Raw genomic sequence first — 22,985 nt, 5'->3', positions numbered from 1 at the left:
CGCTTTAGCCGTTCAGTATGTCGAAATCGAAGTAGCGGCGTTCGATCTTCTGATAGGTTCCGTCCTTGATCATATCGGCAATTGCCTGATTGATCATCTCGCGCAATTGCGCATCGTCCTTGCGAAGACCGATGGCTGCGCCCTTGCCCAGCGTCTTGGGGTCATTCACGGGCGCGCCGAGGAATGCATAGCCCTTGCCTTGCGCCGTCTTCAGAAAACCCTCGTTACCGGAGATCATATCCGTCAGCGTCGCATCGAGGCGTCCCGAGCGCAGATCCGTGTAGACCAGTTCCTGATTCGCGTACGACACGACATTGATGCCGGCAGGCGCCCAATATGCCTTCGCGTAGGCCTCTTGCGTCGAGCCCTGCGCGACGCCCACGTTCTTGCCCTTCAGCGATTCAACGGTCGGGTGCAGGCTGGCGCCTGCGCGTCCGATCAGGCCGCTCGGCGTGTTGAACAGGGTCGTAGAGAATGCAACCTGTGTTTCGCGTTTCGGCGTGATCGACAAGGCGGACAGGATCGCGTCGAACTTGCGTCCCTGCAGCGCGGGAATGATGCCGTCGAATGCCGTTTCGACCCACACGCATTTCGCGTGCAGGCGCCGGCAGATCTCATTGCCAAGATCGATCTCGAAGCCGACGAGCTTGCCGTCAGGTGCCTTCGATTCGAACGGCGCGTAAGTCGGATCGACGCCGAACTTCAACTCCGTCAGTTCCTTTGCGTGCACAGACAATGCGGCGAGCAAGAGTGCAAGACAAACCAGCGGCTTCTTCATGAGCAACCCCGTTCCAGACAGCAACCGTTGAGAAAACGGACAGTCCGCTTGTCCGTCGATTACGGATGAGCATAGGAACTCAAAAAAACGAAGAATAGAGGCCCACAGATCGCAGATGATTTAGATTTTCTAAAGTCTGGATCGGGACACATTCAAGGCGAAGCGAACATATCGACCAACTGGTCGCGCAGCCAGCGGTGCGCCGGCACCGTCTCGTTGCGTTGATGCCAGAACAGGCTGATGACACGCTCCGGTGCTTCGAGCGGTGCGCGCACGCTGACGAGATCGCCCGCCATCGCACCGCGCTCGCACAGATCGCGCGGCAATACGGCGATCAGATCGCTCGAGCGAATGATCTCGCAGGCCACCGTGTAATGGTTGACCGTCGCGACCACATTGCGCTTCAGGCCACGCGACGCAAGATAGATATCGAACGAAGGCTGCGTCTGTCCCGCTAGGCTGATGTCGACATGACGTGCGTTCAGAAAGCGTTTGCTCGTCATCCGGCCGGGCGCGGCGAGCGGATGGCCGCGCCGCATCACGCACGCGTACTCTACCGTCCACAAAGAACGCGAACGGATGTGCGCAGGCGGCAGTGTCTCGTTCACATACACGCCGATCAGGCAATCGACGCGGTTGCCTTCGAGCAGCGCAGGCGCGTCGAGCAGGATGTTCGGCACCGTGTGCCATTGCAGACGCGGCGCACTTTCTCCAAACCGCTCGATAAGGCGCGGCATCACGATACCCGCCACGTAGTCCGACATCGACAGACTGAAGCTGGCCTCGGCACTGCCGGGAGTAAACGTTTCTTCATCGAGCGCCGCGCGAATGCGGCTCAACGAATCGCCGACCGGGCCCCACAGTGCCATCGCCCGTTGCGTCGGCGTGACCCCCGCGCCGTTGCGGATGAAAAGCGGATCGTCGAACGCTTCGCGCAAGCGGCTCAGCGCGTTGCTGACAGCGGGCTGCGTGAGCGACAGCTTGCTCGCGGCACGCGTCACGGCGCCCTCCGTCATCAGGGCTTCGAATACCTTCAGCAGATTCAGATCGAGTGACCGGAAGCTCATGACCGTTCATTCACCGTATCAATGTACGGGATCAAGAATATAAATATTTATGACGTTCGACAAGCCATAGAATCGGCCTCACATCAAGGTTCATGGGCCGCAAGCCGAGCCGCCGGACCTTCTGAATGTCGAGATTCATCGAGACTCGAGGAGCGCAACGTGTCAAATGTTTCCGCACGCATCGAGCGTCTGCCGTTTGGACGCTTTCACGGGCATCTGCTGTTGATGGGCGGTCTTGGCTACGCATTCGACGCGATGGACGCCGCCGCCGTCGCCTTCGTCCTGCCCGTACTGCGTCACGACTGGAGCCTGTCCAGCGTGCAGACGGGCGTGCTGGGCAGCGGTAACTTCATCGGCTTTTTCTTCGGCGCGCTGCTCGCGGGCACGCTCGGCGATCTGATCGGCCGCCGCAAGGTGATGATGACGGCGCTGCTAATCTATTGCGCGGCGTCCGTCGTCAGCGCGATGACCGATTCGTGGCCGACCTTTCTGGCCTCGCGCATCATCGCCGGAATGGGAACGGGCGCGGAGAGCGCGATCATCGCGCCGTACCTGGCCGAATTCGTCGCCAAGCGGTATCGCGGCATTTTTACGGGCGCCCTGGCGGGGTTCTTTTCGTTCGGCTTCGTCGCCGCCGCGTTGCTCGGCTACTTCATCGTGCCTGCGTCGAACAACGGCTGGCGCATCGTGCTGCTCATTACCGCAGTGCCGATCCTGATGCTGCTGTGGTGGCGCCGTTCGCTGCCTGAGTCGCCGCGCTGGCTGGAAAGCCGTGGACGCACGGATGAAGCGAACCGCGTTCTCGATAGCATCGAAGCGAGCTTCGCGGCGCGCGGCATTGCACTGCCCGATCCGGAACGCGTCGGCCCGAGCGCCGCGCCGCTGGCGCAAACCGGCACGCTGGCCGCGAATTTTCGCGCACTGTGGATGGGCCGTCAGGCGCGCATCACGACGATGACGTGGCTGATGTGGCTGTCCATCACCTTCAGCTACTACGCGTTCTTCACGTGGATTCCGGGCCTGCTCGTGCAGCACGGCATGAGCATCATGCGCAGCTTCGGCTATTCGGTTGCGATGTATGTCGCGCAGGTGCCGGGTTATTTCAGCGCGTCGTGGTTCAACGAGCGCATCGGCCGGCAGGCAACGATCGCCACCTACATGCTGCTCGGCTGCGTGTGCGCGTTGGGCATGGCGTTCGCCCGCACGAACGAGGAAATCATGGCCGCGGGCATCGGGCTGTCGTTCTTCATGAACGGCACGTATGCCGGCGTGTACGCATACACGGCAGAGGTCTTTCCCACAGCGGTGCGCACGACGGGCGCGGGCACGGCATCGGCGATTGGACGCATCGGCGCAATCGTGTCGCCGATTCTCGTCGGCTACCTGTATCCGAACTTCGGATTCGCGGGCGTGTTCGGTGTGACGACGGTCGTGTTGCTGCTCGGCGCGATCGCCGTCGTCGTGATGGGCGTGCCCACACGCGGACGCTCGCTCGAAGATATCGCTGCGGGAGAAGCAGCATGAACGCGCCCTACGAACCGGCACTGGAAGCGTTTGTCGCGCTGGCTCACGCGCATGCGGAAGAAGACCAGCCGTCGGCGCTCTATCACGCGCTCGACAAGGTACTCGCCGATACCATCGGCCATACGCTCTTCACGATCCTGCGTTACGACGACGCGACGAACGAATCGGCGCGTATCTACAGCAACAAACCGGCCGAGTATCCGACGGCCGCGAAGAAGGCACTGTCGGGCGGAAACTGGGCCGACATCGTGCTGACGCGCGGCGAAGCGTTTATCGGCAAGACGCGGGACGATCTGCGCGCCGTGTTCGCGGATCACGAACTGATTGCATCGCTTGGTTGCGAGAGCGTGCTGAACGTGCCCGTGCGCTGGAAAGGACGCACGCTGGCGTCGCTGAATCTGTTGCATACGCGCGCCTGGTATCGCGACGATCACGTCCCGCTCGCGCAGTCGCTCGCGCAATACGCCCTGCCAGCGCTGCTCGACGAAGCCTGAAAACGGCCAGCAGCGGATCGCATCATTGAACGAACCTTTTGGGGAAACGCGTGGACAGCATTCTTTTCACCAACGCAGGATTGCTCGATGTCGAGCGCGGCGAAGTGCGCGAAGCACATCACGTGCTCGTCGAAAACGGTCTGATCAAGGAAGTGTCCGATAGGCCGTTGAAAAGCACCGCCGCGCGCGAAATCGATTTGCGCGGCAAAACGCTGATGCCGGGTTTGATCGACTTGCATGTGCACGTCGTGGCCGTGCAACTGAATCTTTCTCAGCAAGTGCATATGCCGAACGTGCTCGTCACGCTGCGCTCGGTGCCGATCATGCGCGACATGCTGCGGCGTGGCTTCACCACCGTGCGCGATGCGGGCGGCGCGGGTTATCCGCACAAACAGGCAGTCGAAAGCGGGCTGGCCGTCGGACCGCGCCTGTTCGTCGCGGGACGCGCGCTTAGCCAGACGGGCGGACACGGCGACATGCGCGCGCGTTCTGATTACCTCGGCAACAGCGCGCCTTGCGGCTGCTGTGTGCGGGTCGGCGCGCTGGCGCGCGTCGCCGATGGCGTCGATGAAGTGCGCCGCGCAGCGCGCGAAGAATTGCAGATGGGCGCGGACCATCTGAAGATCATGGCGTCGGGCGGTGTCGCATCGCCGACCGATCCCGTCGGCGCATACGGCTATGCGGAAGACGAAGTACGGGCAATCGTCGAAGAAGCGCGGGCGCGTCATACCTACGTGATGGCGCATGCGTACACGGCCGATGCGATTGCGCGCGTCGTGCGTTGGGGCGTGCGCACGATCGAGCATGGCAACCTGATCGATGCGCCGACCGCGAAACTGATGGCCGAAATGGGCGCGTACGTCGTGCCGACGCTCATCACCTACGAAGCGCTGGCTTCCGAAGGCGCGCAGTATGGTCTGGGCGAAGAAAGCGTGGCGAAGATCGCCGATGTGCGCGAAGCGGGATTGCGCTCGCTCGAAATCTATCGCGATGCGGGCGTGAAGATGGGTTACGGCTCCGATCTGCTGGGGCCTTCGCAGCGCTTGCAGAGCGAAGAATTCCGCATTCGCGCGGAAGTGCTGGGCAACGCGGCAACGCTTGCCAGCGCGACCACGACGGCGGCCGAAGTACTCGGCCTGCCGGACAAGCTCGGACGCATCGCGTCGGGCGCATGGGCGGATCTGATCGTTGTCGACGGCAATCCGTTGCGCGATATCTCGTGTCTGCTGGGTCAGGGAGAACGCATTCCGCTCGTGATGAAAGGCGGTGCGATCCAGTTCGAGGAGTTGTGAGCGGGCTGGGCCGAAACGGCCCGACCCGAGCGAACGGGTCGCGGCCTTGCAGAACCTGAACCTGAGAGCGTCCGGTCGATGCCCGGACAGGCTCTCACTTGCGCCCGGCAAGTGAGAGCCTTCGTGTTTACTGCCCGCCTTCGCGGATGGTCAGCGCGTTCTTGACCGACGTGACGCCAGAAACACCCTTCGCGATCGACGTCGCCTTGTCGACCTGCGTCGGATCGGTGACGCCGCCCGCGAGCGTGACCGCGCCGCCCGGCTTCACCAGCACATTGATGCCCGAGGTGTCGATGCCGCCTTTCGACAGCGCGGACTGCACTTTCCTGCTCAGTGCGCGATCCGCCTTTCTAACAGCTTTCTTCGATGTCGTTTGCGGTGCGGAAGCCGCCGTCCCGCTGTCCTGCGCCCATACGGTGACGGAGGCGAAAACGGTCAATGCAGCGCCAGCCAGCTTGAGTGTTCTGATTACGTTCATTACATCTCCTGTTGTCGAAGGGAACCCCGCCATATGATGCCTGCCATCGTGGGAAGCTGCAGATCAGGTCCTAAAAAAATAAAAAGGCGTGGCTTTTTTAAAGACTTGTTGATAATCATTCTCATTCACGATAGGATCGGCGCCCTTGCATAACCATTAAGCCGCGCTTCAAAAAGCCTTACCGCGTTCACACGCAGCCGGCGCCATTCCTGATCAATGCGTATTCGGAAACCTACTCCCTGCGCGGCCTTGCCGCGCCGGCTGGGCCTCGTTTTGCCCTTCGCCTTGCTGATGAGTGCCGCGGCCCACGCCGCAACGGGCACCGACACCACCGATGCCGCGGCCGAGCCGGCGCCCAGCGCCAGCGAGCTGCCCGCCGTCGCCGTTCACAGTGCGGCGATCGCCGATCCGACTGTCGGCTACCAGCCGCGCTCCAGCTCGATTGCCGGCGATGGCGAACGCAAGCTGATCGACATTCCGCAGTCCGTGCAGGTGGTCAGTTCCACCGTGATGCAGGACCAGCAGGCGCGCAGTCTCGACGACGTGCTCGGCAACATCAGCGGCGTCACGCAGACCAACACGCTGGGCGGCACGCGCGATGCGTTCATCAAGCGCGGGTTCGGCTCGAACGACGACGGCTCGATTCTCGTCGACGGCATCCGTTCGCCGTTCCTGCACAACTATCTGGCCAATATCGATCGCGTCGAGGTGTTGAAAGGGCCGGCGTCGCTGCTGTACGGTATCCAGGAACCGGGCGGCGTGATCAATCTCGTCACGCTCAAACCGGAAGACACGTTCAGCGGTTCGGTGTCCGGCACCTGGACCAGCCGTCGCGGCAGCGGCACCAGCTTCGATCTCACGGGACCGATCGGCACGCCCGGCCAGGTCGCGGGCGGCACGCTGGCGTTTCGTATCGACGGCGAATACAACACGTCGCAATACTGGCGCACGTTCGGCCGTCAGCGCGACGCGATGATCGCGCCGTCGCTGTCGTGGCACGACGCCGACACCAGCATCGATCTGAGCTATCAATACACCGATTACACGACGCCTTTCGATCGCGGCACGGTGCTCGTCAACGGTCATCTCGACGATGCGCTGCGCTACACGCGCTATGAAGAACCGTGGGCGCAAAGCAGCGGCGAGCAGGAAGCGTTTCGTGCGCGCGTCGAGCACCGGCTCAACGACACATGGCGTTTGCGCGCAACCTATGGCTGGAGCCGCGACACCTACAACCAGTATCTGACGCGCGCGACGGCGTTCAACAGCACCACGGGCATCATGACGCGTTCGTCGGATGCAAATCTTGGCCGCAACGATTCGGACGAAGTCGCCACCTTCGGCGCGCTCGGAAATCTGAAGCTCGCGGGCATGCAGCACGAGGTGTATTTCGGCGGCGAATACGAACGTCAGCGCGAATTCCGCGGCGACACGATTCGCGGCAAAGGCGTGACGGGATTCGATCTGTTCGATCCCGTGTACGGCACGCTCGCGAGCGGCGGAACGGCGAGCGCCACGCAAAGCGATAGTCTGTCCAAGGTCCACAGTTACTCGCTGATCGCGCAGGACACCGTGCATCTGACCGACCGACTGATCGCATCGGCCGGTTTGCGCTGGGAAGACTGGCAGCAGTTGTCGGGCGTCGGGCGTCCGTTCGTCGTGCAGGACAACTCGCATGGTCATGTGTGGTTGCCGCAGTTCGGGCTTGTGTACAAGCTGACGCCGCAATTGTCCGCGTATGCGAACTTCAGCAAATCGTTCGTGCCGAACGTCGCCACCGAAGTCGCCGAGCCACTCGCGCCGGAGACCGGCCGCGTGATCGAAGCGGGTCTGAAGTTCGATGTGAATCCGGGTATCACCGGCACGCTCGCCGTCTATCAGATCGACAAGCGCAACGTGGCCGTTACCGTCGGCGATCTGACTTCGACGATCGGCAGCGCCCGTTCGCGCGGCGTCGAACTCGACGTGGCAGGACGCGTGACGCGGCATCTGAGTCTGATCGGCAGCTATGCGTACACGGATGCCGTCGATCGCGACGACAACACCTTCCTCGTCAATGCAGCGCGCCATATGGGCAGTCTGTTCGCCGTGTACGACACGACGCTGCCGTATCTGCCGGGACAATGGCGCTTCGGCGGCGGTGCGCGTCTGGTCGGCGCGCGGCCCGGCGATAGCGCGAACAGCTTCTCGTTGCCGGGCTACGTGGTCGCGGATCTGTTCGCCGCTTACGAAACAAAGATCGGCAAAATTCCGACGCGTATCCAGCTCAATGTGAAGAACGTGTTCGACAAAACGTACTATCCGTCGAGCAACAGCAATCTGATCATTGCGGTCGGCGAGCCGCGCCTGGTGATGTTGAAGACGACGTTTTCGTTCTAACCCCGATATAGGGCATCGCACCTTCATAAGCGTCGCCGCGACATGAAGGTGCGAACATATACACGATATCCAATCGCTTATAAGGCCCGTATTACAAGGCTTCGCACGCGCACCGCACTGCCCGCTCGATTGACGCGCGAAATATCGACACGTATACATCGTTAAAGCAAAGCAACGATGGCGGTCTGCATGTCCAAACGTGTTATTGATTCACATCTTCTGAAGATTCTTCATACGCTCATTACGGAATCGAGCGTGTCGCGCACAGCCATTCTTCTCGGTCAATCGCAGCCGACCATCAGCGTCGCGTTGCGCAGGCTGCGCGCCATTACGGGCGACCCATTGCTGGTCAGAAGCGGCAGCCGCATGGTGCCGACCAGTCACGCGATGACGCTCGTCGAGCCGCTCAGCCAGGCGCTTGCTGGCATTACGGCCGTGCTGAATCCCGCCAGTACATTCGATCCCGCCACGACACGCCGCACGTTTCGTATCGGCTCGCCGGACTATCTGGACGTGTTCTTTCTTCCCGCTATCGTCGATGCGTTTAAACACGAAGCGCCCGGCGCGCGTATCGAGTTCCAGCATCTGATGAATGTGGATGGCGGTTACGAACACGCGCTGGAAAGCGGCACGCTCGATCTGGTTGTCGGCAACTGGAGCAAGCCGCCCGAGCAGCTTCATTTGCAGCCTTTGTGCAAGGACGATCTGGTCTGTCTGATGCGCGAGCAGCATCCCGTCAAGCCCGGCAAGCTGACGCGAGACGTGTATCAGGAAGCGGATCATCTCGGCGTGACCACGCATCAGGCAACGGGACTTGGCACGATAGACAGCGAACTCGCGCGCGGCGGGCTCTCCAGAACCGTCACGACGACAATGCCTTACTTCGGCATGGCGCCCTACGTACTGATGCGATCGAACCTTTTGTTCACGACGACACGCGCGCTCGCCACGCACTTTTGCAGCCTGCTTCCGCTGCGTATCGAGCCGATTCCGTGCGAACCGCAAGCGCTGACCTATTACCAGTTGTGGCATGACCGCACGCATCGAAGCGCAGCCGCTGCGTGGTTGCGTCGCCTCGTTGCCGGCGTTGCAAAGAGCCTTGCGCCGCAAAGCTCGCAACCGCTGCGTTGAAACGCAAAAAGCCGCGAGCAAAGCGCTCGCGGCGATAAACGGCCCTCACCCAGCTCTCGACGACAGGAAGTGCATCGCGAGCAGGCGGACCGCAACAGGAGTCGGTCAGCGAGAAGCTGCCTGTTGAAGGGTGCGCCCGTCAGGCGCCCCGTTTATGGCCCACGGAATGACGCGCCGTTATGCTTCGCTCGCCATTGCTTTCAGCAGCGCGGCCTTCTCCGTCGTCGCCGCATCGAGCAATGCGAAACCTCTCACGCGGCCCGTATGCGGGTCTTCATAAAGCGCACGCGTCGCGTGAGGCGCATCGCCGATACCGGTCTCGGTCTTCCAGTGACCGTGACCATCGGGCGTCACGACGACGGCAGGCACGGCAGGCGTCTTGATGACGACGGGCATCACAGGAAAATCCACGCGTGTGAGATTGCCGCTCAAACACTGCGCCAATGCGCGTGCCGCGTGCATGATCGGCAATACATAGGGCCGCACACGGCCTTCGATCGCCGCGCAATCGCCCAGCGCGTAGATGTCGGGCGCGCTGGTGCGGCACCATGCATCGGTCACGATGCCGTCTGCGACGTCGAGTCCGGCGTCTCTAGCAAGCGTCGTTCGCGAAGCGAGTCCGATTGCCGACACGACGATATCGGCGTCCAGCTGCGACCCGTCCGATAGCAACAGCCGATAGCCCTGCTCGTGACGCGCAACCGAGCACACACTCACACCAAGCCGAAGATCAATGCGCGCAGCCTTCAATGCAAGGCCGAAAACCTTTCCCGCTTCCGGCGGCAACAGTCGCGAAAGCGGCGCATCGGCGGGATCGATCAGACTGACTGCGTGGCCCGCGCTGACGAGATCATTGGCGAACTCACAGCCGATCAGCCCTGCGCCCAGCATCGCGACCGAGTGGCAATCGCGAAGCCGCTCGCGAAAGCGCTCGTAGTCGGCGAGATCGTTCACCGAGAGCACATCGTTCGCGCCGTCGCCGTCCATCGGCACACGTCGTGCATCCGCGCCTGTTGCCAGCACGAGCGCACGATAGCGCAGCACCTGTCCATCGTCGAGAACGATCGAATGTTCATCCGGCACGATTCGCTGCACATGACGATGCGTCAGGATATCCGCGCGCAGTTGCGCTGCCATCGCTTGCGCATCGAAGCTCGCCAACTGGGCGGGCGCTTTCTTCAACGCCAGAGCATTCGACAACGCAGGCTTCGAATAAAAGCGACCATCGTCGCGGCTGATCAATACGAGCGGCGTATCCGCATCGAGCTTGCGCCACTCTCGCGCTACCGTGTAACCCGCGAGTCCCGTGCCGATGATCACCACGGGATCGGAAGATGTCTGCAACGTTTCTTGCGCGCTCATACCGGCACCACCTGCATGTCGAAATCATGCTTGCCCGTCGCACAGTCCGGACATACCCAGTCTTCGGGCACATCTTCCCAGCGCGTGCCGGGCGCGATGCCTTCATGCGGCAAACCCTCAGCTTCGTCGTAGCGAAATCCGCAGATCACGCATTCCCAGATCTTCATTGCGTCTCTCCTGCGTTGCGCTCAACGAACGTACTTCTGGCCGAGTCCGATCTCGCCCAGTGCGCGCCGATACGCACCCGACGAGCGATCGGCAAGAACCGGCGCTTCGAGCGCGCGGTCGATCGGCAACTCTTCCGGGCACTGCAACTCGACGATCGCGCGGTCTTCCTCGAATACCTGGCGATTGAATTCGTAGACGTCTTCGAGCGGCAGATCATGATCGAAGTTGCGCGCAATCGGCACGAACAGACGCGTCAATTTTGCGGAGACGGGGCTTGCCGCATTGAGAATCGCAAGACGGCCCTGCTCGGGAAAGTGCACAGTGAGACGCGCAAAGAACGGCACATCCACTTCGAACACGCGGCGCCACGGGAAACCTTCCGGCGCGCGATGCTGCATCGACTTGGGAAAATTGCTGACCGTGCTGATGTATTCCGCGCGCAAGCCATTCTCGCGACGCTCAACCGAGTACTGCGGCACGACGGGATTGCGGCGATCGGCGAAACTGTCGTGATGGATCCACGCAAAATGCGCGACATCGATAAAGCCTTCCGTCTGCCTGCCGGCCGACGCGCGAATGTCGATGGACGGCGGCAGGATCTGTTGAAACCCTTCCGTATTCCACGCAGGAAAATCGGGCAACGGTTCTTCGCCGCCGCCAAGCGACACCCACACCAGTCCATACGCTTCCTGCGCGGCGTAGTTCGTCAGGCACAGACGCTCGGGAATCGGGCCATCGGGTTGCGAAGGAATATGCGTGCATTTCCCGCTCGCCGCATATTCGAGCCCGTGATACGGGCATACGAGCTGATCGTTGATCACCCAGCCCTGGCTGAGCGGCGCGCCGCGATGCGGACACACATCGCGTGCCGCGATGATCTGACCGTTCGCGCGAAAGATCACGAGTTTCTCGTCGAGCAGCGTGACGCCGAGCGGCTTGTCTTTCACGTCGTGCGCGAATGCAACGGGATGCCAGTAGCGGCTGAGAATTTCCCAGTCGTGCGCATCGAGCGTGCAGTTGCGAGGCATGACGGGCGACTGCGCCCGGACCAGAGGCGTAATGTGGGTGGAAGGCATGCGTGTCTCCAAGGGGAACATATCGATTCGTCGACGCGGCGCAAGCTGCGTAGTGCGTGGGGCGTGCTGCATGCGCCTCACCGCGTGGAAACAACGATATCGATTCGCGAGCGGCCTTCCCATCGCCCGGTCGCCATGAAGTCTATGTTCGTGCCGGCATGGATCGTTAGGCGTGTTCCATGTTCCTGCACTCCGCGCTCAGTTGCTCGATAAACGCCTGCTGCATCGGCGTGCCGAGCCAGTCGGTTCTGAGCGTGTAGCCGACTACGCGGCTTTCTTCCGGCGTCTCGAGTTCCAGCGCCACCATTTCGCTGCCTGGATACGCCTCACGAATCTGCGAGCGCGATAACAGCGTGATGCAATCGCTTTCCACCAGCATCGCCATCATCATCGCGAGCGAACTGGTCTCGACAACGAGCGGCGGCTTGCCGGGCAGGCGCGCGAGAATCGAATCGATCACCGCGCGCCGCGGCACGTTGCGCTGCGGTACCACCCAGTCGAACGAAGCAAGGTCGCGTGCGGCAATGCGCGCTTTACCCGCGAGCCGATGCCCCTTTCTGACCGCCACCACATACGGGTCCGCAAACAGCTCGATCTCCTGCTCCGATCCCGTCAGGCGCGGCTCACGCAGCGCGCCGATGATCACATCGATATTGCCAAAGCGCAGCTCCCGCAACAGTTGCGAATGCGAGCCCTCGTCCACGGTCACCTTGGCGTTGGGATACTCACGCCGCAACCGCTCGATCGCGCGCGCGACCAGACGCGGCGCCAGCATCGGCAGCACGCCGAGCGAGATCTTGCCCGTCAACTGTCCGCGCGCGTGAGCCAGATCTTCGCGAGCCTGCGCGATTTCATACAGCGCGAGACTCAGGCAGCGCGCAAGCTCGACGCCCGCCGCATTCGCCGACACGCTGTGTACGCGCCGCCGGTAAAGCGTTGCGCCCACCGTCTGCTCGATCTGGCGCGCCGCGCGATGCACGGCCGGTTGCGAGATGCCGAGTTGTAGCGCGGCCTCGGCAGCCGATCCGCAATGCGCAATCGCGATATGGCAGCGCACCTGCGAATCCGTGAAATGGCGGCAAATCGTACCGACGTTCGCGCGCGGCCCGTCCCCGCCGGTCAGATCGGCCACCGCACGCTCCATCTGATCGAGCATGCGCCGCACGCGCCTGTGCAGGAGCACGCCCTCTGCCGTCAGTTCACTGCCGCCGTAGCCGCGCTCGAACAGCGCGCCGCCAAAGCTCGCTTCGAGCTTGCTGATGGCGAGACTGACAGCCGGTTGGGTGCGCCCGGCCCGCGCCGCCGCAAGACCGATCCCGCCCGTCTCGCAGACGGCATCGAACAGAAACAGGCGCCGCAAACGCGCCAGATCGTCGTCCTTCTCCAGACCTTCAAGGGTCGACATAAGCGATCGGCATACGCTGTGGAAAACCCCTAGCTTAACCAAAATTTATGTCAGAGGGTGCAGTTCATATTGCGGGATGCGTTTCGACTCCGCTTACAGTTATGTCAATCCGATCAAGATGTTTTCAGCCAGGAGTCAGTTCATGTCTGTCGTTGTCGACACACACACCCACGCAATTTCCCCGGATAAACAGCGTTATCCGCTCGCGCCTGTCGGCGGTCATCAATCGGAATGGTCGGCGAAGCGGCCTGTCAGCTTTGAAGGGCTACTCGCTGCCATGGATGACGCAGGCATTGGCCGCGCCGTCGTCGTGCAGGCATCGACGGTATATGGCAACGACAATAGTTATGTGGTCGAGGCGGTGCGCAATCATCCGGACCGCTTCGCCGGCGTGTTCTCGATCGACGTACTGGCCGCCGACGCCGTCTCGCAGATGCAGCGCTGGCTGGACGCGGGCCTGAGCGGCCTGCGCCTCTTCACGACGGGCAGCACGATGCCGGGCCAGGCGGGCTGGCTGGACGACGAGCGTTCGTTCCCCGTCTGGGAATACGCGCAGAAGCATGATGTGTCGATCTGTCTGCAGATGACAGCGCAAGGCATTCCCGCGCTGCTGAACATGCTCGCGCGCTTTCCGGACATCCGCGTGCTGCTCGATCACCTGGCGCGCCCGGAGCTTGCTGGCGGCCCGCCCTACGAAGCGGCCGCGCCGCTCTTCAGCCTCGCTGCGCATCGCGGCGTGTATCTGAAGCTGACCAATCGCACCATTGCCGAAGCATCGCGCGGCGCATCGACGCCTGCGGCGTTCTTCCCGCGCGTGCTCGACGCATTCGGCGCGGATCGCATTGCATGGGGCTCCAACTTCCCGGCCGCCGAAGGCTCGCTGCCGCAACTGCTCGCCGATGCGCGCGAAAGTCTCGCGACGCTGCCCGCCGACGCACGCAACGCGATCTTCGGCGATACGGCGCGCGCGCTCTATCCCGTGCTGGCCTCGTGAGCACCGGGCAACAGAAAAACTGGAGACGTGAGCAACATGGCTACCCAACCGCTGCGCCTGAAAACCGCGCTGAAAACCTATCCGCACACACGCGCGCTGAAATCGGGCGAATTGACCGACCCCGCCGTCGAACTGGTGTTCGAGGACATCGAGCCGATCCATCGCGCCTTCGCGCCGATGGCGCGCACTCAGGCATTCGACGTCAGCGAACTGGCGATCGTCACGTATCTGCAGGCGAAAGCGTACGGCAAGCCGGTCGTGCTGCTGCCCGCAGTCGTCGCCGGGCGCTTCCAGCAAAAGTGCATTATTTATAATGCGCAACGTGGAGCGTTGAAGGTCGGCGATCTCGAAGGCAAGCGCATTGGCGTGCGCGCCTATTCGCAGACCACGGGCATGTGGGTGCGGGCGATCCTCGCGCAAACGTATGACGTACCCATCGACAGGATCGACTGGGTCACGTTCGAAGGCGCGCATCTGGAGGAATACGAAGAGCCGTCCTTCGTGCGTCGCGCAGCGCCGGGCCAGCAGCTATTGCCGATGCTGCGCGCAGGAGAACTCGACGCGGCGATTCTCGGCAACGACCTGCCGGACGAACCGGGCCTGCTGCCGCTGATCGACAACGCTGCGGCGGCGGATCGCGAATGGTACGACGTGCATCACTACGTTCCGATCAATCATGTGGTCGTCGTGAAGAAGTCGCTGGTCGACGAGCATCCCGACGCCGTGCGCGCCGTCTACGATCTGTTGGGGCGTGGGAAGCAGTCCGCAGCGAACGCAAAGGACACGGGCAAGCCCGATCCGTTGCTGTTCGGTATCGATGCGTTGCGCGGTCCGCTCGAAGAAACGCTCTCGTTCTGCGAGCGCCAGCAACTGTTGCCGCGCAAGCTGAGTGTCGACGAGATTTTTGCCGACTGCATCGACGTGCTCGGCGACGCCGCCCGCTAATGCGGCAGACACGGCATTAACCATTCCAAGCGAAGACGAATTCGCCGCTGTCCAGAAGGAGACATCATGAGCTTGCCCGGCAAGGCCGCATCCAAACCCCGGGGACGCCAGCCGTTCTATCGCGATCTGTCTTTCCAGGTGCTCGCCGGCATGGCGCTCGGCGTCGCTGTCGGCTACGGGTTCCCGAAGCTCGGCATCAACCTGCAGCCGGTGGGCGACGCGTTTATCCGCGTGATCCAGATGCTGATCGGGCCCATCATCTTCTGCACCGTGTGCAGCGGCATTGCCGGTGTGAACGACTTCAAGAAAGTGGGCCGCGTCGCCATCAAGGCGCTGTTCTACTTCGAAGTAGTGACGTCGCTGGCACTCGTGATCGGACTCGTTGTGATCAACGTGCTGAAGCCCGGCGTCGGCATGAACGTGGACATGAGCACCGTGCATTCGTCGGCGGTCGATGCGTATGTCGCAAAAGCCCATCATGTCGTCACCACGAGCGAGTTCCTGCTGAACGTGATTCCGCATACGGCAATCAGTGCGTTTGCGGGCGGCGATGTGTTGCAGGTGTTGTTCTTTTCCGTGCTGTTTGCGTTCGGTCTCGCGGCAATCGGCGAGCGTGCGCGTCCGGCAATGGATCTGATCGATTCGGTATCGAGCGCGCTCTTCTGGATCATCGGCCTGACGATGAAGATCGCCCCGCTCGCGGCGTTCGGTGCGATCGCGTTCACGGTGAGCAAGTTCGGCTTCGGCACGCTGATCTCGCTCGGCAAGCTGATTCTCGAGTTCTATCTGACGTGTGCCCTTTTCATCGTGCTGATTCTCTGGCCGATTGCGAAGGTGAACGGCTTCAGCCTGTTGCGACTGATGCGCTACATCGGCGCTGAACTGCTGCTCGTGATCGGCACGAGTTCGTCGGAGACGGTGTTCCCGCAACTGATCGACAAACTTGAACGGCTCGGTTGCGAAAAGTCGGTCGTGGGCCTCGTCTTGCCAACTGCGTACACGTTCAATCATGACGGCACATGCCTCTATTTCGCCGCTGCCGCCGTGTTTCTCGCGCAGGCCACTAACACGCCAATGACGTGGCACGACCAGCTGGTTCTGCTCGCAGTATTGCTGTTGACTTCGAAGGGCGCAGCGGGCGTCTCCGGCGCTGCGATTGCCGTACTCGCTGCGACGCTGGCTGCATCGAACACGATTCCCGTCGAATCGATCGCACTGATTCTCGGCATTCACAAAGCGCTGTCGAGTGCCTTCGTGTTCACGAACATCGTCGGCAATAGTGTCGCGACGATCGTGGTCGCGAACTGGGAGAAGGCGCTGAATCGCACGGCGCTGCGTAACGAGCTCAAAACGGGATTCAAGCCAATAGAAACGCCAATTGGCGCGCTGAAGCAGTCGGGAGGCAGTTCAGCCGGAAATTGATGTCGCGGGACGGAAACAATTTCATTCCGTCCCAAAGCAAAGTATTTAAGTTGAGCACCACACATAATAATTAGACATACGAATTAAATAGATGTAGCAGCACGACAAAACATCATAAAACAGGAGACAGTTGTGAAAGGAAAGTGGACGAACCGCATTGGTCTGGGACTTGGCGTATCGACGGCACTCGGCTTTCTCGCCGCCATGCCCGCGCATGCGCAGTCGAGCGTGCAGCTCTTTGGCACCGTGGATGGCGGCATACGGCATCAGACCAATGCAGCGGCGGGTGGTGGATCGGTAACGACAATGAATTCAAACGGCTATTACAGTTCCAACAAGCTCGATTTCCGTGCACGGGAAGATCTCGGCGGCGGCTGGAATGCGCACTTTCTGCTCGAAAGCGGCTTCAATCTGGGTAACGGCCAGTTCGACAATACGACGGGCCTGATATTCAACCGGCAATCGTTCGTCGGTATCGGGCACAAGCAATACGGTTCGCTCGATCTCGGCCGGCAATACACGATCGCGCACGACATCATCAGCTTCTACGATCCGTACGGCTTTCACTTCACACCGATCATTCCATTGACGGTTGCCTCCGACGGCACACGCAACAATAACGACGTCAAGTACAAGAACACCTTCGGCCCCGTGCTCGTCGAGGTCGACAATTCCTTCGGCGGTGTCGCGGGCGACTTCAGCAGCGGCGCCGCACGCGCCGTCGGCATCAACTATACGAGCGGGCCAATCGGCATCGGTGGCCTGTATGGCCATCGCAATCTGCTGAACGGCAAGACCTATGTCGGCGACAGCTATTACATGGTCGGCGCCAGCTATCAACTCGGCCCGGTGCGCTTTTCGGGCGGTTTCATGTCCGAAGATCAGCAGAACCAGGGCGCGCCGCATATGGTCACCAATAACGGCTTCGGCGGCATTGCCTGGACGATGACGCCGTACCTCGTGTTTCGCGGCGCGTATTACCAGACCCAGGTGTCGACGGATAAATCGGGGCGACGCGGCATGTCCGTGCTGTCGCTCGGTTATCTGCTGTCCAAGCGCACCACCGTTTATGCAGAAGCCGATTACACGTCGTACCGGCATGCCGTTGTCAGCACGCTGAACCCGGCTGGCGCGTCGAGCCAGACAGCGGTCACAGTCGGTATCGACCATCTGTTCTAGAACTGGCGCAAGCACGCCGCAGCACTTCACGCAGGAGCACGCACTTGATCATCGACATACACGGTCACTATACGACCGCCCCTAAAACGCTCGAAACCTGGCGCAACCGTCAGATTGCCGCGATTGGCAATCCGGTGGAAATGCCGAAGGTATCGGAACTGCGCATCAGCGACGACGAACTGCGCGAGTCGATCGAAACCAACCAGTTGCGCCTGATGCGCGAGCGCGGCCTCGATCTCACCGTCTTCAGTCCGCGCGCGAGTTTCATGGCGCATCACATCGGCGACTTCGAGGTGTCGAGCACATGGGCGGCGATCTGCAACGAGTTGTGTTACCGCGTGAGTCAGCTCTTTCCGCAACATTTCATTCCCGCTGCGATGTTGCCGCAGAGTCCGGGTGTCGATATCGCGACATGCATTCCTGAACTCGTGAAATGCGTCGAGCAATACGGCAACGTGGCCATCAATCTGAACCCCGATCCGTCGGGCGGTCACTGGACGAGCCCGCCGCTTTCGGATCGCGCGTGGTATCCGGTCTACGAGAAGATGGTCGAATACGACATTCCTGCGATGATCCACGTCAGCACGAGTTGCAATGCGTGCTTTCACACAACCGGCGCGCATTACCTGAATGCCGATACGACGGCTTTCATGCAGTGCCTGACGTCCGATCTTTTCCGCGACTTTCCGTCCCTGCGTTTCGTCATTCCTCATGGCGGCGGCGCCGTGCCGTATCACTGGGGACGCTTCCGCGGTCTCGCGCAGGAAATGAAGAAGCCGCCGTTGCAGGAACATCTGCTAGACAACATCTTTTTCGACACCTGTGTCTATCACCAGCCCGGCATCGATCTGCTGACACGCGTGATACCCGTCGACAACATCCTGTTCGCAAGCGAGATGATTGGTGCAGTGCGCGGCCTGGACCCACAAACAGGCCATTATTTCGACGACACGAAACGCTATGTCGAAGCCGCCGATATCGAGCCGGAACATCGCGACAAGATCTACGAAGGCAATGCGCGCCGCGTCTACCCGCGCCTGCATGCTGCGCTTCAGGCACAGGGAAGGTGAACATGATGTATGAACTCGGAGTCGTTTATCGCAACATCGCGCGTGCGGATAGCCACGTCGTACAGGCACTCGGCGCGCTCGGCAGCGCAACCGTTCATGAAGCGATGCACCGCACGGGACTGCTGCAACCTTATATGCGTCCCATCTACGCTGGTGCACACGCATGCGGAACGGCCGTCACGGTCCTCCTGCACCCGGGCGACAACTGGATGCTGCATGTCGCCGCGGAACAGATCCAGCCTGGCGATATCGTCGTGGCAGCCGTCACGGCCGAATGCACGGATGGTTATTTCGGCGATCTGCTCGCGACCAGCTTCAAGGCGCGCGGTGCCAGCGCGCTGATTATCGATGCCGGGGTACGCGACGTGAGCGTGCTCGCGGAGATGGCCTTCCCGGTCTGGAGCAAGGCGGTCTCCGCCAAGGGCACGGTCAAGGCGACACTCGGCTCGGTCAACATCCCCGTCATTTGCGCGGGCGCGCTCGTCACTCCCGGCGATGTGATCGTCGCGGATCAGGATGGTGTGGTGGTCGTGCCTTCCGCGAAGGCGCACGCGACGCTCGACATTGCCAGCGCCCGCGAATCGAACGAAACGCAAAAGCGCGAACGGCTTGCTTCGGGCGTTCTGGGCCTCGACATGTATGGCATGCGCGAGCCGCTGGCGAAGCTCGGCTTGCGTTATATCGACTGAGATAGCGGTTGAAATGCGCGCGGCCTATGCCGCGCACCGCCCCGCGACGAGTATTGCCGCAACGGCAAGCATGATTCACCCGATCCCAACTGGCGATCGGGTGAAACAGGCCTGGAAATATCAGTGCAACGTGTTGATGCTACTGACGAACTCGTCATCGTCTTCATTGGACGACGCCTGCTCGAGGATCGCGCACCGGAAGTCCAGTTTGACGCGAAGAATGGCTGATTCGATACGTGCATCGCCGCGATGGGCACTCAGGCGGGTATTGATCGCCTCCTCGACGGCGAGAATGGCCTGCTCGATACTTTCCGGATCGTCGCTATCGAACCCGACCTCAACCTCGATGCTCTCCAGCAGGTTCAATGCTGTTGCAATGTCCTCGGAAGCGACGAATAGCGTCTCGGCGTTTTCTCTCATGTACCCCCCCGTTGGGTTATCCAGAGTCTTCAGACAGGTGCGAGTTGCATGGCTATCGTTGCACATCCAACGCAACTCTGCCGGGCGACGAACACAAGTGTTGGGTTCAAAACAACGGAAGGCTTGCCGTACGGTTTGAAGCGAATAGAATTGAAGGTTCCAGCTTGATCCAATCCATGCCGGCCGGCAGCGTGGTACTACCGATACCGGTATGACATGACCACTGCCACGCGCACCGGGTTCGACGTAGGATCGTATGCACTCGCATCTGCTACGCCCCGCGCATGGAAAGAACCATGGACCAAGCCGTCAAAAAGACCGATCCCACACCTCCTGACACGGAATCGTTTGCGCACTGGCGCCGCAACCTGTTCGTCTGCGTCTGCGGCTCCTTCACGACCATCGTGGCGATGACCTTGCTGCTGCCCATCTTGCCGCTCTACGTCGAGCAGCTCGGTGTCAGCGATCCCGCCGCGATCGTCCAGTGGTCCGGCATCGCGTTCGGCGCGACGTTCTTCACGGCGGCACTGACGGCACCGCTCTGGGGCAAGCTGGCCGACCGTTACGGCCGCAAGCTCATGCTCGTGCGCGCGAGCCTCGGCATGGCAATCGTCATGTCGCTGATGGGATCGGCGCACAACGTCTGGGGACTCGTGGGCCTGAGGCTGCTCACGGGTCTGCTCGGCGGCTACGCGTCCGGTTCGATGGTCCTCGTCGCCACCCAAACGCCGAAAGCACGTTGCGGCTGGGCGCTCGGCGTGCTCTCCTCCGGCATCATGGCGGGCAACGTGGCGGGGCCGCTGATCGGCGGCACACTGCCTTCGCTGATCGGCATCCGCGCGACGTTTCATGCCGCGGCGGCCGTGATCTTCCTGACCTTCCTCGCCACGGTCTTTTTCATCAAGCGCGATCCGCCGGCCGCTGCCCGCTCTTCCGCGCACGACGGCTGGAGCGCGATTGCCGACGTGCGGCCCGTGTTCGCGATGCTGGTCACCGGCATGCTGCTGATGCTGGCCAACATGTCGATCGAACCGATCATTACCGTTTATGTCGCGCAACTCGTGCCTGCGCACAGCGTCGCCTTCATATCGGGTGTCGTGATGTCCGGCGCGGCGCTCGGCAGCATTCTGTCCGCATCGCGGCTCGGCAAGCTGGCCGACGGTATCGGGCATTGGAAAGTCATTATCGCGAGCCTCGCCGCGTGCGCCGTGCTGCTCGTGCCTCAGGCATTCGTTACACAGGGCTGGCAGCTGATCGTGCTTCGCTTCCTGATGGGACTTGCGCTCGGCGGCCTGTTGCCGTGCATCGCGAGTGTGATTCGCCATTCGGTTCCGCCGCGCATGGCGGGCGTCATGCTCGGCTATTCCACGTCGTCACAATACGCGGGGCAGGTGATCGGGCCGCTGCTGGGTGGCTTCGTCGGAGGTCATGTCGGCATGCGCTCCGTATTCCTTGCCACGGCGCTGCTGATGGCCGCAGGTGCGATCGGCAATAACGTGGTGCGCACACGGGCCAAGGCGCCGCGGGCGGGCGCTGTGAGTGAGTCGACTCATAGTTGAGGATCGACGTCAGATGGCGTGTCACCGCGTGAGCGGAAGCGAACGCGAAAGCACATGCGATTCTCATCGCTAAATCCGGTAACCGTTACCGAACATTCTTACGCCTCCTTTCACGAAACAGGGCTTTACGAAACGCACGTAAAGTTTTGGGCGTAAACCGCCGATAAGTCAGTAAACGGTTGATATTTTCCGCGTGTCCGACGGCTATCAATCGCCTCGCCGGCACTCGATCACGCTTTTGTGAACTGAGCTTGCCTGATCGGCTCAAGTAACAGAAACCCAGTCATGAATGACATCGACATATCCGTCGCCATGATCGGACTCGATGAGAACAGGCGTCTCATCGTCACCGCGTGCAATCACCCGTTCTTCCAGTTGACGCGTGGGCCGGTCGCCGATGCGCCGACGTTTCCACTTCCATTCGACGCAGTGGTGGCGGATTCCGCGCCGCGCCAGTTTCGCGAGGCCTTGCTTGCGTGCTTTGAATCCGGCCAGACGCAGGCGCCGCAGCACACCCACGACTTCCGCGAAGGCAGCGTCTGGTGGCGCCTTACGCTTAAACCGGTGAGACAGGCGAGCGGAAGCGTGAGCGCAGTGCTTGTGACCGGCGTCGACATGAACGCGAGGATGAGCCTGACACGGGAGCCGGACGTCAATGTCTCGCGATATCGCGCCCTTGTCGACCTGGCTTACGACGCGATCGTGACCATGGACGAGCAACACAACATCACATTGTTCAATCGCGCAGCGGAGAATCTCTTTGGCTATTCATCGGCCGAGATAATCGGACGGCCCATCGTCACGCTTTTGCCTGAAAAATTTCGCGCCGGGCATCCGCGGAAAGTAACGCAGTTCGCGGACTCGTATCAGCCGACACTCCGTCACGCGACGCCCCCACGTATGGATGAAACCAACAGTGTGTACGGGCAGCATCGCGACGGCTCGATCATTCCGGTCGAAATCGCCGTCTCGAAGATCAGCCTGGACGGCGGGATTGAATTCATGGCGGTGGTTCGCGATATCACCGATCGTGCGCGGCTGATGGATCTGCTGAAAAAACAGGCCACCACTGACGCACTCACAGGTTTGCCGAATCGCCGCGAGTTTCTGCAATACATAGAGACGCTGCTCGGCAGTACCGAAGTTTTTTCCGTGTTTATTCTCGACATTGATTTCTTCAAGGACATCAACGATCAGCACGGACACGATGCCGGAGATGAAGTCTTATGCGCGCTCGCAAAGGTGGGCGCGTCAATGACGAATCAACCGTGTCTCTTTGCCCGATGGGGCGGTGAGGAATTTGTCGCCGCCCTGCCCGGAGCCGACGCCCGTCTCGCGCATCGCATTGCGGATGAACTGCGCCAGCGTTACGAACGGGAAGAGTTCGAGCACGTGTGGCGCTTCGCGCCCATTCCGTTCACAGTGAGTATCGGCGTGGTCACGCGCGACGCAACCGAGGTCGATGTCGACACGTTGATGAAGCGCGCAGATCGCGCGCTATATCGCGCCAAGAAATCCGGCCGCAATCGTGTAGAGGCTGGATAGCTTCATTT

At 61.3% G+C, this 22,985-nt stretch carries 21 protein-coding genes; 13 read left to right on the top strand and 8 right to left on the bottom strand.

All coding sequences use genetic code 11. From position 1 onward, the window contains the following. Positions 1 to 4: 4 nt before the first annotated feature. Together G3O01_RS25245 and G3O01_RS25240 are read right to left on the bottom strand one after the other, a co-directional pair. Positions 5 to 778, bottom strand: a complete 774-nt coding sequence (locus tag G3O01_RS25245; RefSeq protein ID WP_205809159.1) for an ABC transporter substrate-binding protein — start codon at positions 776 to 778, stop codon at positions 5 to 7. Positions 779 to 930: 152 nt separating this feature from the next. After that, positions 931 to 1,845, bottom strand: coding sequence for a LysR family transcriptional regulator (locus tag G3O01_RS25240; protein ID WP_205809158.1), 915 nt, complete (start codon positions 1,843 to 1,845; stop codon positions 931 to 933). Between the two features lie 159 nt (positions 1,846 to 2,004). Between G3O01_RS25240 and G3O01_RS25235 the strand changes: the two genes are divergently transcribed. The 3 genes from G3O01_RS25235 to G3O01_RS25225 are packed head-to-tail and all read left to right on the top strand — an operon-like array spanning position 2,005 to position 5,155. After that, positions 2,005 to 3,369 (top strand): MFS transporter, encoded by a 1,365-nt coding sequence (locus tag G3O01_RS25235; RefSeq protein WP_205809156.1) that lies wholly within the window; start codon positions 2,005 to 2,007, stop codon positions 3,367 to 3,369. Further along, positions 3,366 to 3,863 (top strand): GAF domain-containing protein, encoded by a 498-nt coding sequence (locus G3O01_RS25230; protein WP_205809154.1) that lies wholly within the window; start codon positions 3,366 to 3,368, stop codon positions 3,861 to 3,863. The genes G3O01_RS25235 and G3O01_RS25230 overlap by 4 nt, the downstream gene beginning before the upstream one ends. A 50-nt stretch (positions 3,864 to 3,913) precedes the next feature. Next, complete coding sequence (locus G3O01_RS25225; RefSeq protein ID WP_205809145.1) at positions 3,914 to 5,155, top strand: amidohydrolase family protein; 1,242 nt, start codon at positions 3,914 to 3,916, stop codon at positions 5,153 to 5,155. Between the two features lie 127 nt (positions 5,156 to 5,282). Here the strand turns inward: G3O01_RS25225 and G3O01_RS25220 are convergent, their stop codons facing one another. Then, complete coding sequence (locus tag G3O01_RS25220; protein ID WP_205809143.1) at positions 5,283 to 5,633, bottom strand: BON domain-containing protein; 351 nt, start codon at positions 5,631 to 5,633, stop codon at positions 5,283 to 5,285. Between the two features lie 291 nt (positions 5,634 to 5,924). Between G3O01_RS25220 and G3O01_RS25215 the strand changes: the two genes are divergently transcribed. Together G3O01_RS25215 and G3O01_RS25210 are read left to right on the top strand one after the other, a co-directional pair. Further along, positions 5,925 to 8,012, top strand: coding sequence for a TonB-dependent siderophore receptor (locus G3O01_RS25215; RefSeq protein ID WP_241024250.1), 2,088 nt, complete (start codon positions 5,925 to 5,927; stop codon positions 8,010 to 8,012). A gap of 189 nt (positions 8,013 to 8,201) precedes the next feature. Then, entirely contained in the window at positions 8,202 to 9,143 is a 942-nt protein-coding gene (locus G3O01_RS25210; RefSeq protein ID WP_205809140.1) for a LysR substrate-binding domain-containing protein, read from the top strand. Between the two features lie 177 nt (positions 9,144 to 9,320). Here G3O01_RS25210 and G3O01_RS25205 read toward each other — a convergent pair whose 3' ends face one another. From G3O01_RS25205 to G3O01_RS25190, 4 genes are all read right to left on the bottom strand, one after another. Then, positions 9,321 to 10,505, bottom strand: a complete 1,185-nt coding sequence (locus G3O01_RS25205; protein WP_205809133.1) for an FAD-dependent oxidoreductase — start codon at positions 10,503 to 10,505, stop codon at positions 9,321 to 9,323. Beyond that, a complete protein-coding gene (locus tag G3O01_RS25200) occupies positions 10,502 to 10,672 on the bottom strand; it encodes a rubredoxin (protein WP_205809131.1) in 171 nt (56 codons plus the stop codon). The genes G3O01_RS25205 and G3O01_RS25200 overlap by 4 nt, the downstream gene beginning before the upstream one ends. A 21-nt stretch (positions 10,673 to 10,693) precedes the next feature. Next, positions 10,694 to 11,749, bottom strand: a complete 1,056-nt coding sequence (locus tag G3O01_RS25195) for an aromatic ring-hydroxylating dioxygenase subunit alpha (RefSeq protein WP_205809129.1) — start codon at positions 11,747 to 11,749, stop codon at positions 10,694 to 10,696. A 166-nt stretch (positions 11,750 to 11,915) separates the two neighbouring features. Next, entirely contained in the window at positions 11,916 to 13,154 is a 1,239-nt protein-coding gene (locus G3O01_RS25190; RefSeq protein ID WP_205809127.1) for a LysR substrate-binding domain-containing protein, read from the bottom strand. A gap of 142 nt (positions 13,155 to 13,296) precedes the next feature. Here G3O01_RS25190 and G3O01_RS25185 point away from each other — a divergent pair, with 142 nt between their 5' ends. The 6 genes from G3O01_RS25185 (at position 13,297) to ligK (ending at position 19,453) form a co-directional block, all read left to right on the top strand. Continuing rightward, positions 13,297 to 14,148, top strand: a complete 852-nt coding sequence (locus G3O01_RS25185) for an amidohydrolase family protein (protein WP_205809125.1) — start codon at positions 13,297 to 13,299, stop codon at positions 14,146 to 14,148. 36 nt (positions 14,149 to 14,184) lie between these two features. Next, complete coding sequence (locus G3O01_RS25180; RefSeq protein ID WP_205809123.1) at positions 14,185 to 15,093, top strand: hypothetical protein; 909 nt, start codon at positions 14,185 to 14,187, stop codon at positions 15,091 to 15,093. 66 nt (positions 15,094 to 15,159) lie between these two features. After that, complete coding sequence (gene dctA, locus G3O01_RS25175) at positions 15,160 to 16,515, top strand: C4-dicarboxylate transporter DctA (protein ID WP_205809120.1); 1,356 nt, start codon at positions 15,160 to 15,162, stop codon at positions 16,513 to 16,515. A gap of 132 nt (positions 16,516 to 16,647) precedes the next feature. Further along, complete coding sequence (locus G3O01_RS25170; protein WP_205809118.1) at positions 16,648 to 17,694, top strand: porin; 1,047 nt, start codon at positions 16,648 to 16,650, stop codon at positions 17,692 to 17,694. Between the two features lie 44 nt (positions 17,695 to 17,738). Next, positions 17,739 to 18,764, top strand: a complete 1,026-nt coding sequence (locus G3O01_RS25165; protein WP_205809116.1) for an amidohydrolase family protein — start codon at positions 17,739 to 17,741, stop codon at positions 18,762 to 18,764. 5 nt (positions 18,765 to 18,769) lie between these two features. Beyond that, positions 18,770 to 19,453 carry a 4-carboxy-4-hydroxy-2-oxoadipate aldolase/oxaloacetate decarboxylase gene (gene ligK / locus G3O01_RS25160; RefSeq protein WP_205809215.1) on the top strand — a complete coding sequence of 228 codons (684 nt, stop codon included), beginning with the start codon at positions 18,770 to 18,772 and terminating at the stop codon, positions 19,451 to 19,453. Positions 19,454 to 19,573: 120 nt separating this feature from the next. Here ligK and G3O01_RS25155 read toward each other — a convergent pair whose 3' ends face one another. After that, positions 19,574 to 19,873, bottom strand: coding sequence for a hypothetical protein (locus G3O01_RS25155; protein ID WP_205809114.1), 300 nt, complete (start codon positions 19,871 to 19,873; stop codon positions 19,574 to 19,576). 296 nt (positions 19,874 to 20,169) lie between these two features. Between G3O01_RS25155 and G3O01_RS25150 the strand changes: the two genes are divergently transcribed. Together G3O01_RS25150 and G3O01_RS25145 are read left to right on the top strand one after the other, a co-directional pair. Continuing rightward, the gene (locus G3O01_RS25150; RefSeq protein ID WP_241024249.1) at positions 20,170 to 21,432 is read left to right on the top strand and encodes an MFS transporter; all 1,263 of its coding nucleotides are present in this window, start codon (positions 20,170 to 20,172) and stop codon (positions 21,430 to 21,432) included. Between the two features lie 285 nt (positions 21,433 to 21,717). Beyond that, complete coding sequence (locus G3O01_RS25145) at positions 21,718 to 22,977, top strand: sensor domain-containing diguanylate cyclase (RefSeq protein ID WP_205809110.1); 1,260 nt, start codon at positions 21,718 to 21,720, stop codon at positions 22,975 to 22,977. Positions 22,978 to 22,985 lie beyond the last annotated feature (8 nt).

The sequence above is a fragment of the Burkholderia sp. Ac-20365 genome, from assembly GCF_017104715.1.
Lineage (GTDB): Bacteria > Pseudomonadota > Gammaproteobacteria > Burkholderiales > Burkholderiaceae > Paraburkholderia.
This window is presented reverse-complemented; position numbering and strand designations above follow the sequence as displayed.

Excerpts from the sequence above, each read along its gene's own strand:
- G3O01_RS25150 (WP_241024249.1), top strand. The coding sequence starts at position 20,170 with ATGGACCAAGCCGTCAAAAAGACCGATCCCACACCTCCTGACACGGAA.
- G3O01_RS25240 (WP_205809158.1), bottom strand. The coding sequence starts at position 1,845 with ATGAGCTTCCGGTCACTCGATCTGAATCTGCTGAAGGTATTCGAAGCC.
- dctA (WP_205809120.1), top strand. The coding sequence starts at position 15,160 with ATGAGCTTGCCCGGCAAGGCCGCATCCAAACCCCGGGGACGCCAGCCG.
- G3O01_RS25210 (WP_205809140.1), top strand. The coding sequence starts at position 8,202 with ATGTCCAAACGTGTTATTGATTCACATCTTCTGAAGATTCTTCATACG.
- G3O01_RS25180 (WP_205809123.1), top strand. The coding sequence starts at position 14,185 with ATGGCTACCCAACCGCTGCGCCTGAAAACCGCGCTGAAAACCTATCCG.
- G3O01_RS25220 (WP_205809143.1), bottom strand. The coding sequence starts at position 5,633 with ATGAACGTAATCAGAACACTCAAGCTGGCTGGCGCTGCATTGACCGTT.
- G3O01_RS25185 (WP_205809125.1), top strand. The coding sequence starts at position 13,297 with ATGTCTGTCGTTGTCGACACACACACCCACGCAATTTCCCCGGATAAA.
- ligK (WP_205809215.1), top strand. The coding sequence starts at position 18,770 with ATGTATGAACTCGGAGTCGTTTATCGCAACATCGCGCGTGCGGATAGC.
- G3O01_RS25155 (WP_205809114.1), bottom strand. The coding sequence starts at position 19,873 with ATGAGAGAAAACGCCGAGACGCTATTCGTCGCTTCCGAGGACATTGCA.
- G3O01_RS25205 (WP_205809133.1), bottom strand. The coding sequence starts at position 10,505 with ATGAGCGCGCAAGAAACGTTGCAGACATCTTCCGATCCCGTGGTGATC.
- G3O01_RS25215 (WP_241024250.1), top strand. The coding sequence starts at position 5,925 with ATGAGTGCCGCGGCCCACGCCGCAACGGGCACCGACACCACCGATGCC.
- G3O01_RS25190 (WP_205809127.1), bottom strand. The coding sequence starts at position 13,154 with ATGTCGACCCTTGAAGGTCTGGAGAAGGACGACGATCTGGCGCGTTTG.
- G3O01_RS25145 (WP_205809110.1), top strand. The coding sequence starts at position 21,718 with ATGAATGACATCGACATATCCGTCGCCATGATCGGACTCGATGAGAAC.
- G3O01_RS25195 (WP_205809129.1), bottom strand. The coding sequence starts at position 11,749 with ATGCCTTCCACCCACATTACGCCTCTGGTCCGGGCGCAGTCGCCCGTC.
- G3O01_RS25200 (WP_205809131.1), bottom strand. The coding sequence starts at position 10,672 with ATGAAGATCTGGGAATGCGTGATCTGCGGATTTCGCTACGACGAAGCT.
- G3O01_RS25245 (WP_205809159.1), bottom strand. The coding sequence starts at position 778 with ATGAAGAAGCCGCTGGTTTGTCTTGCACTCTTGCTCGCCGCATTGTCT.
- G3O01_RS25230 (WP_205809154.1), top strand. The coding sequence starts at position 3,366 with ATGAACGCGCCCTACGAACCGGCACTGGAAGCGTTTGTCGCGCTGGCT.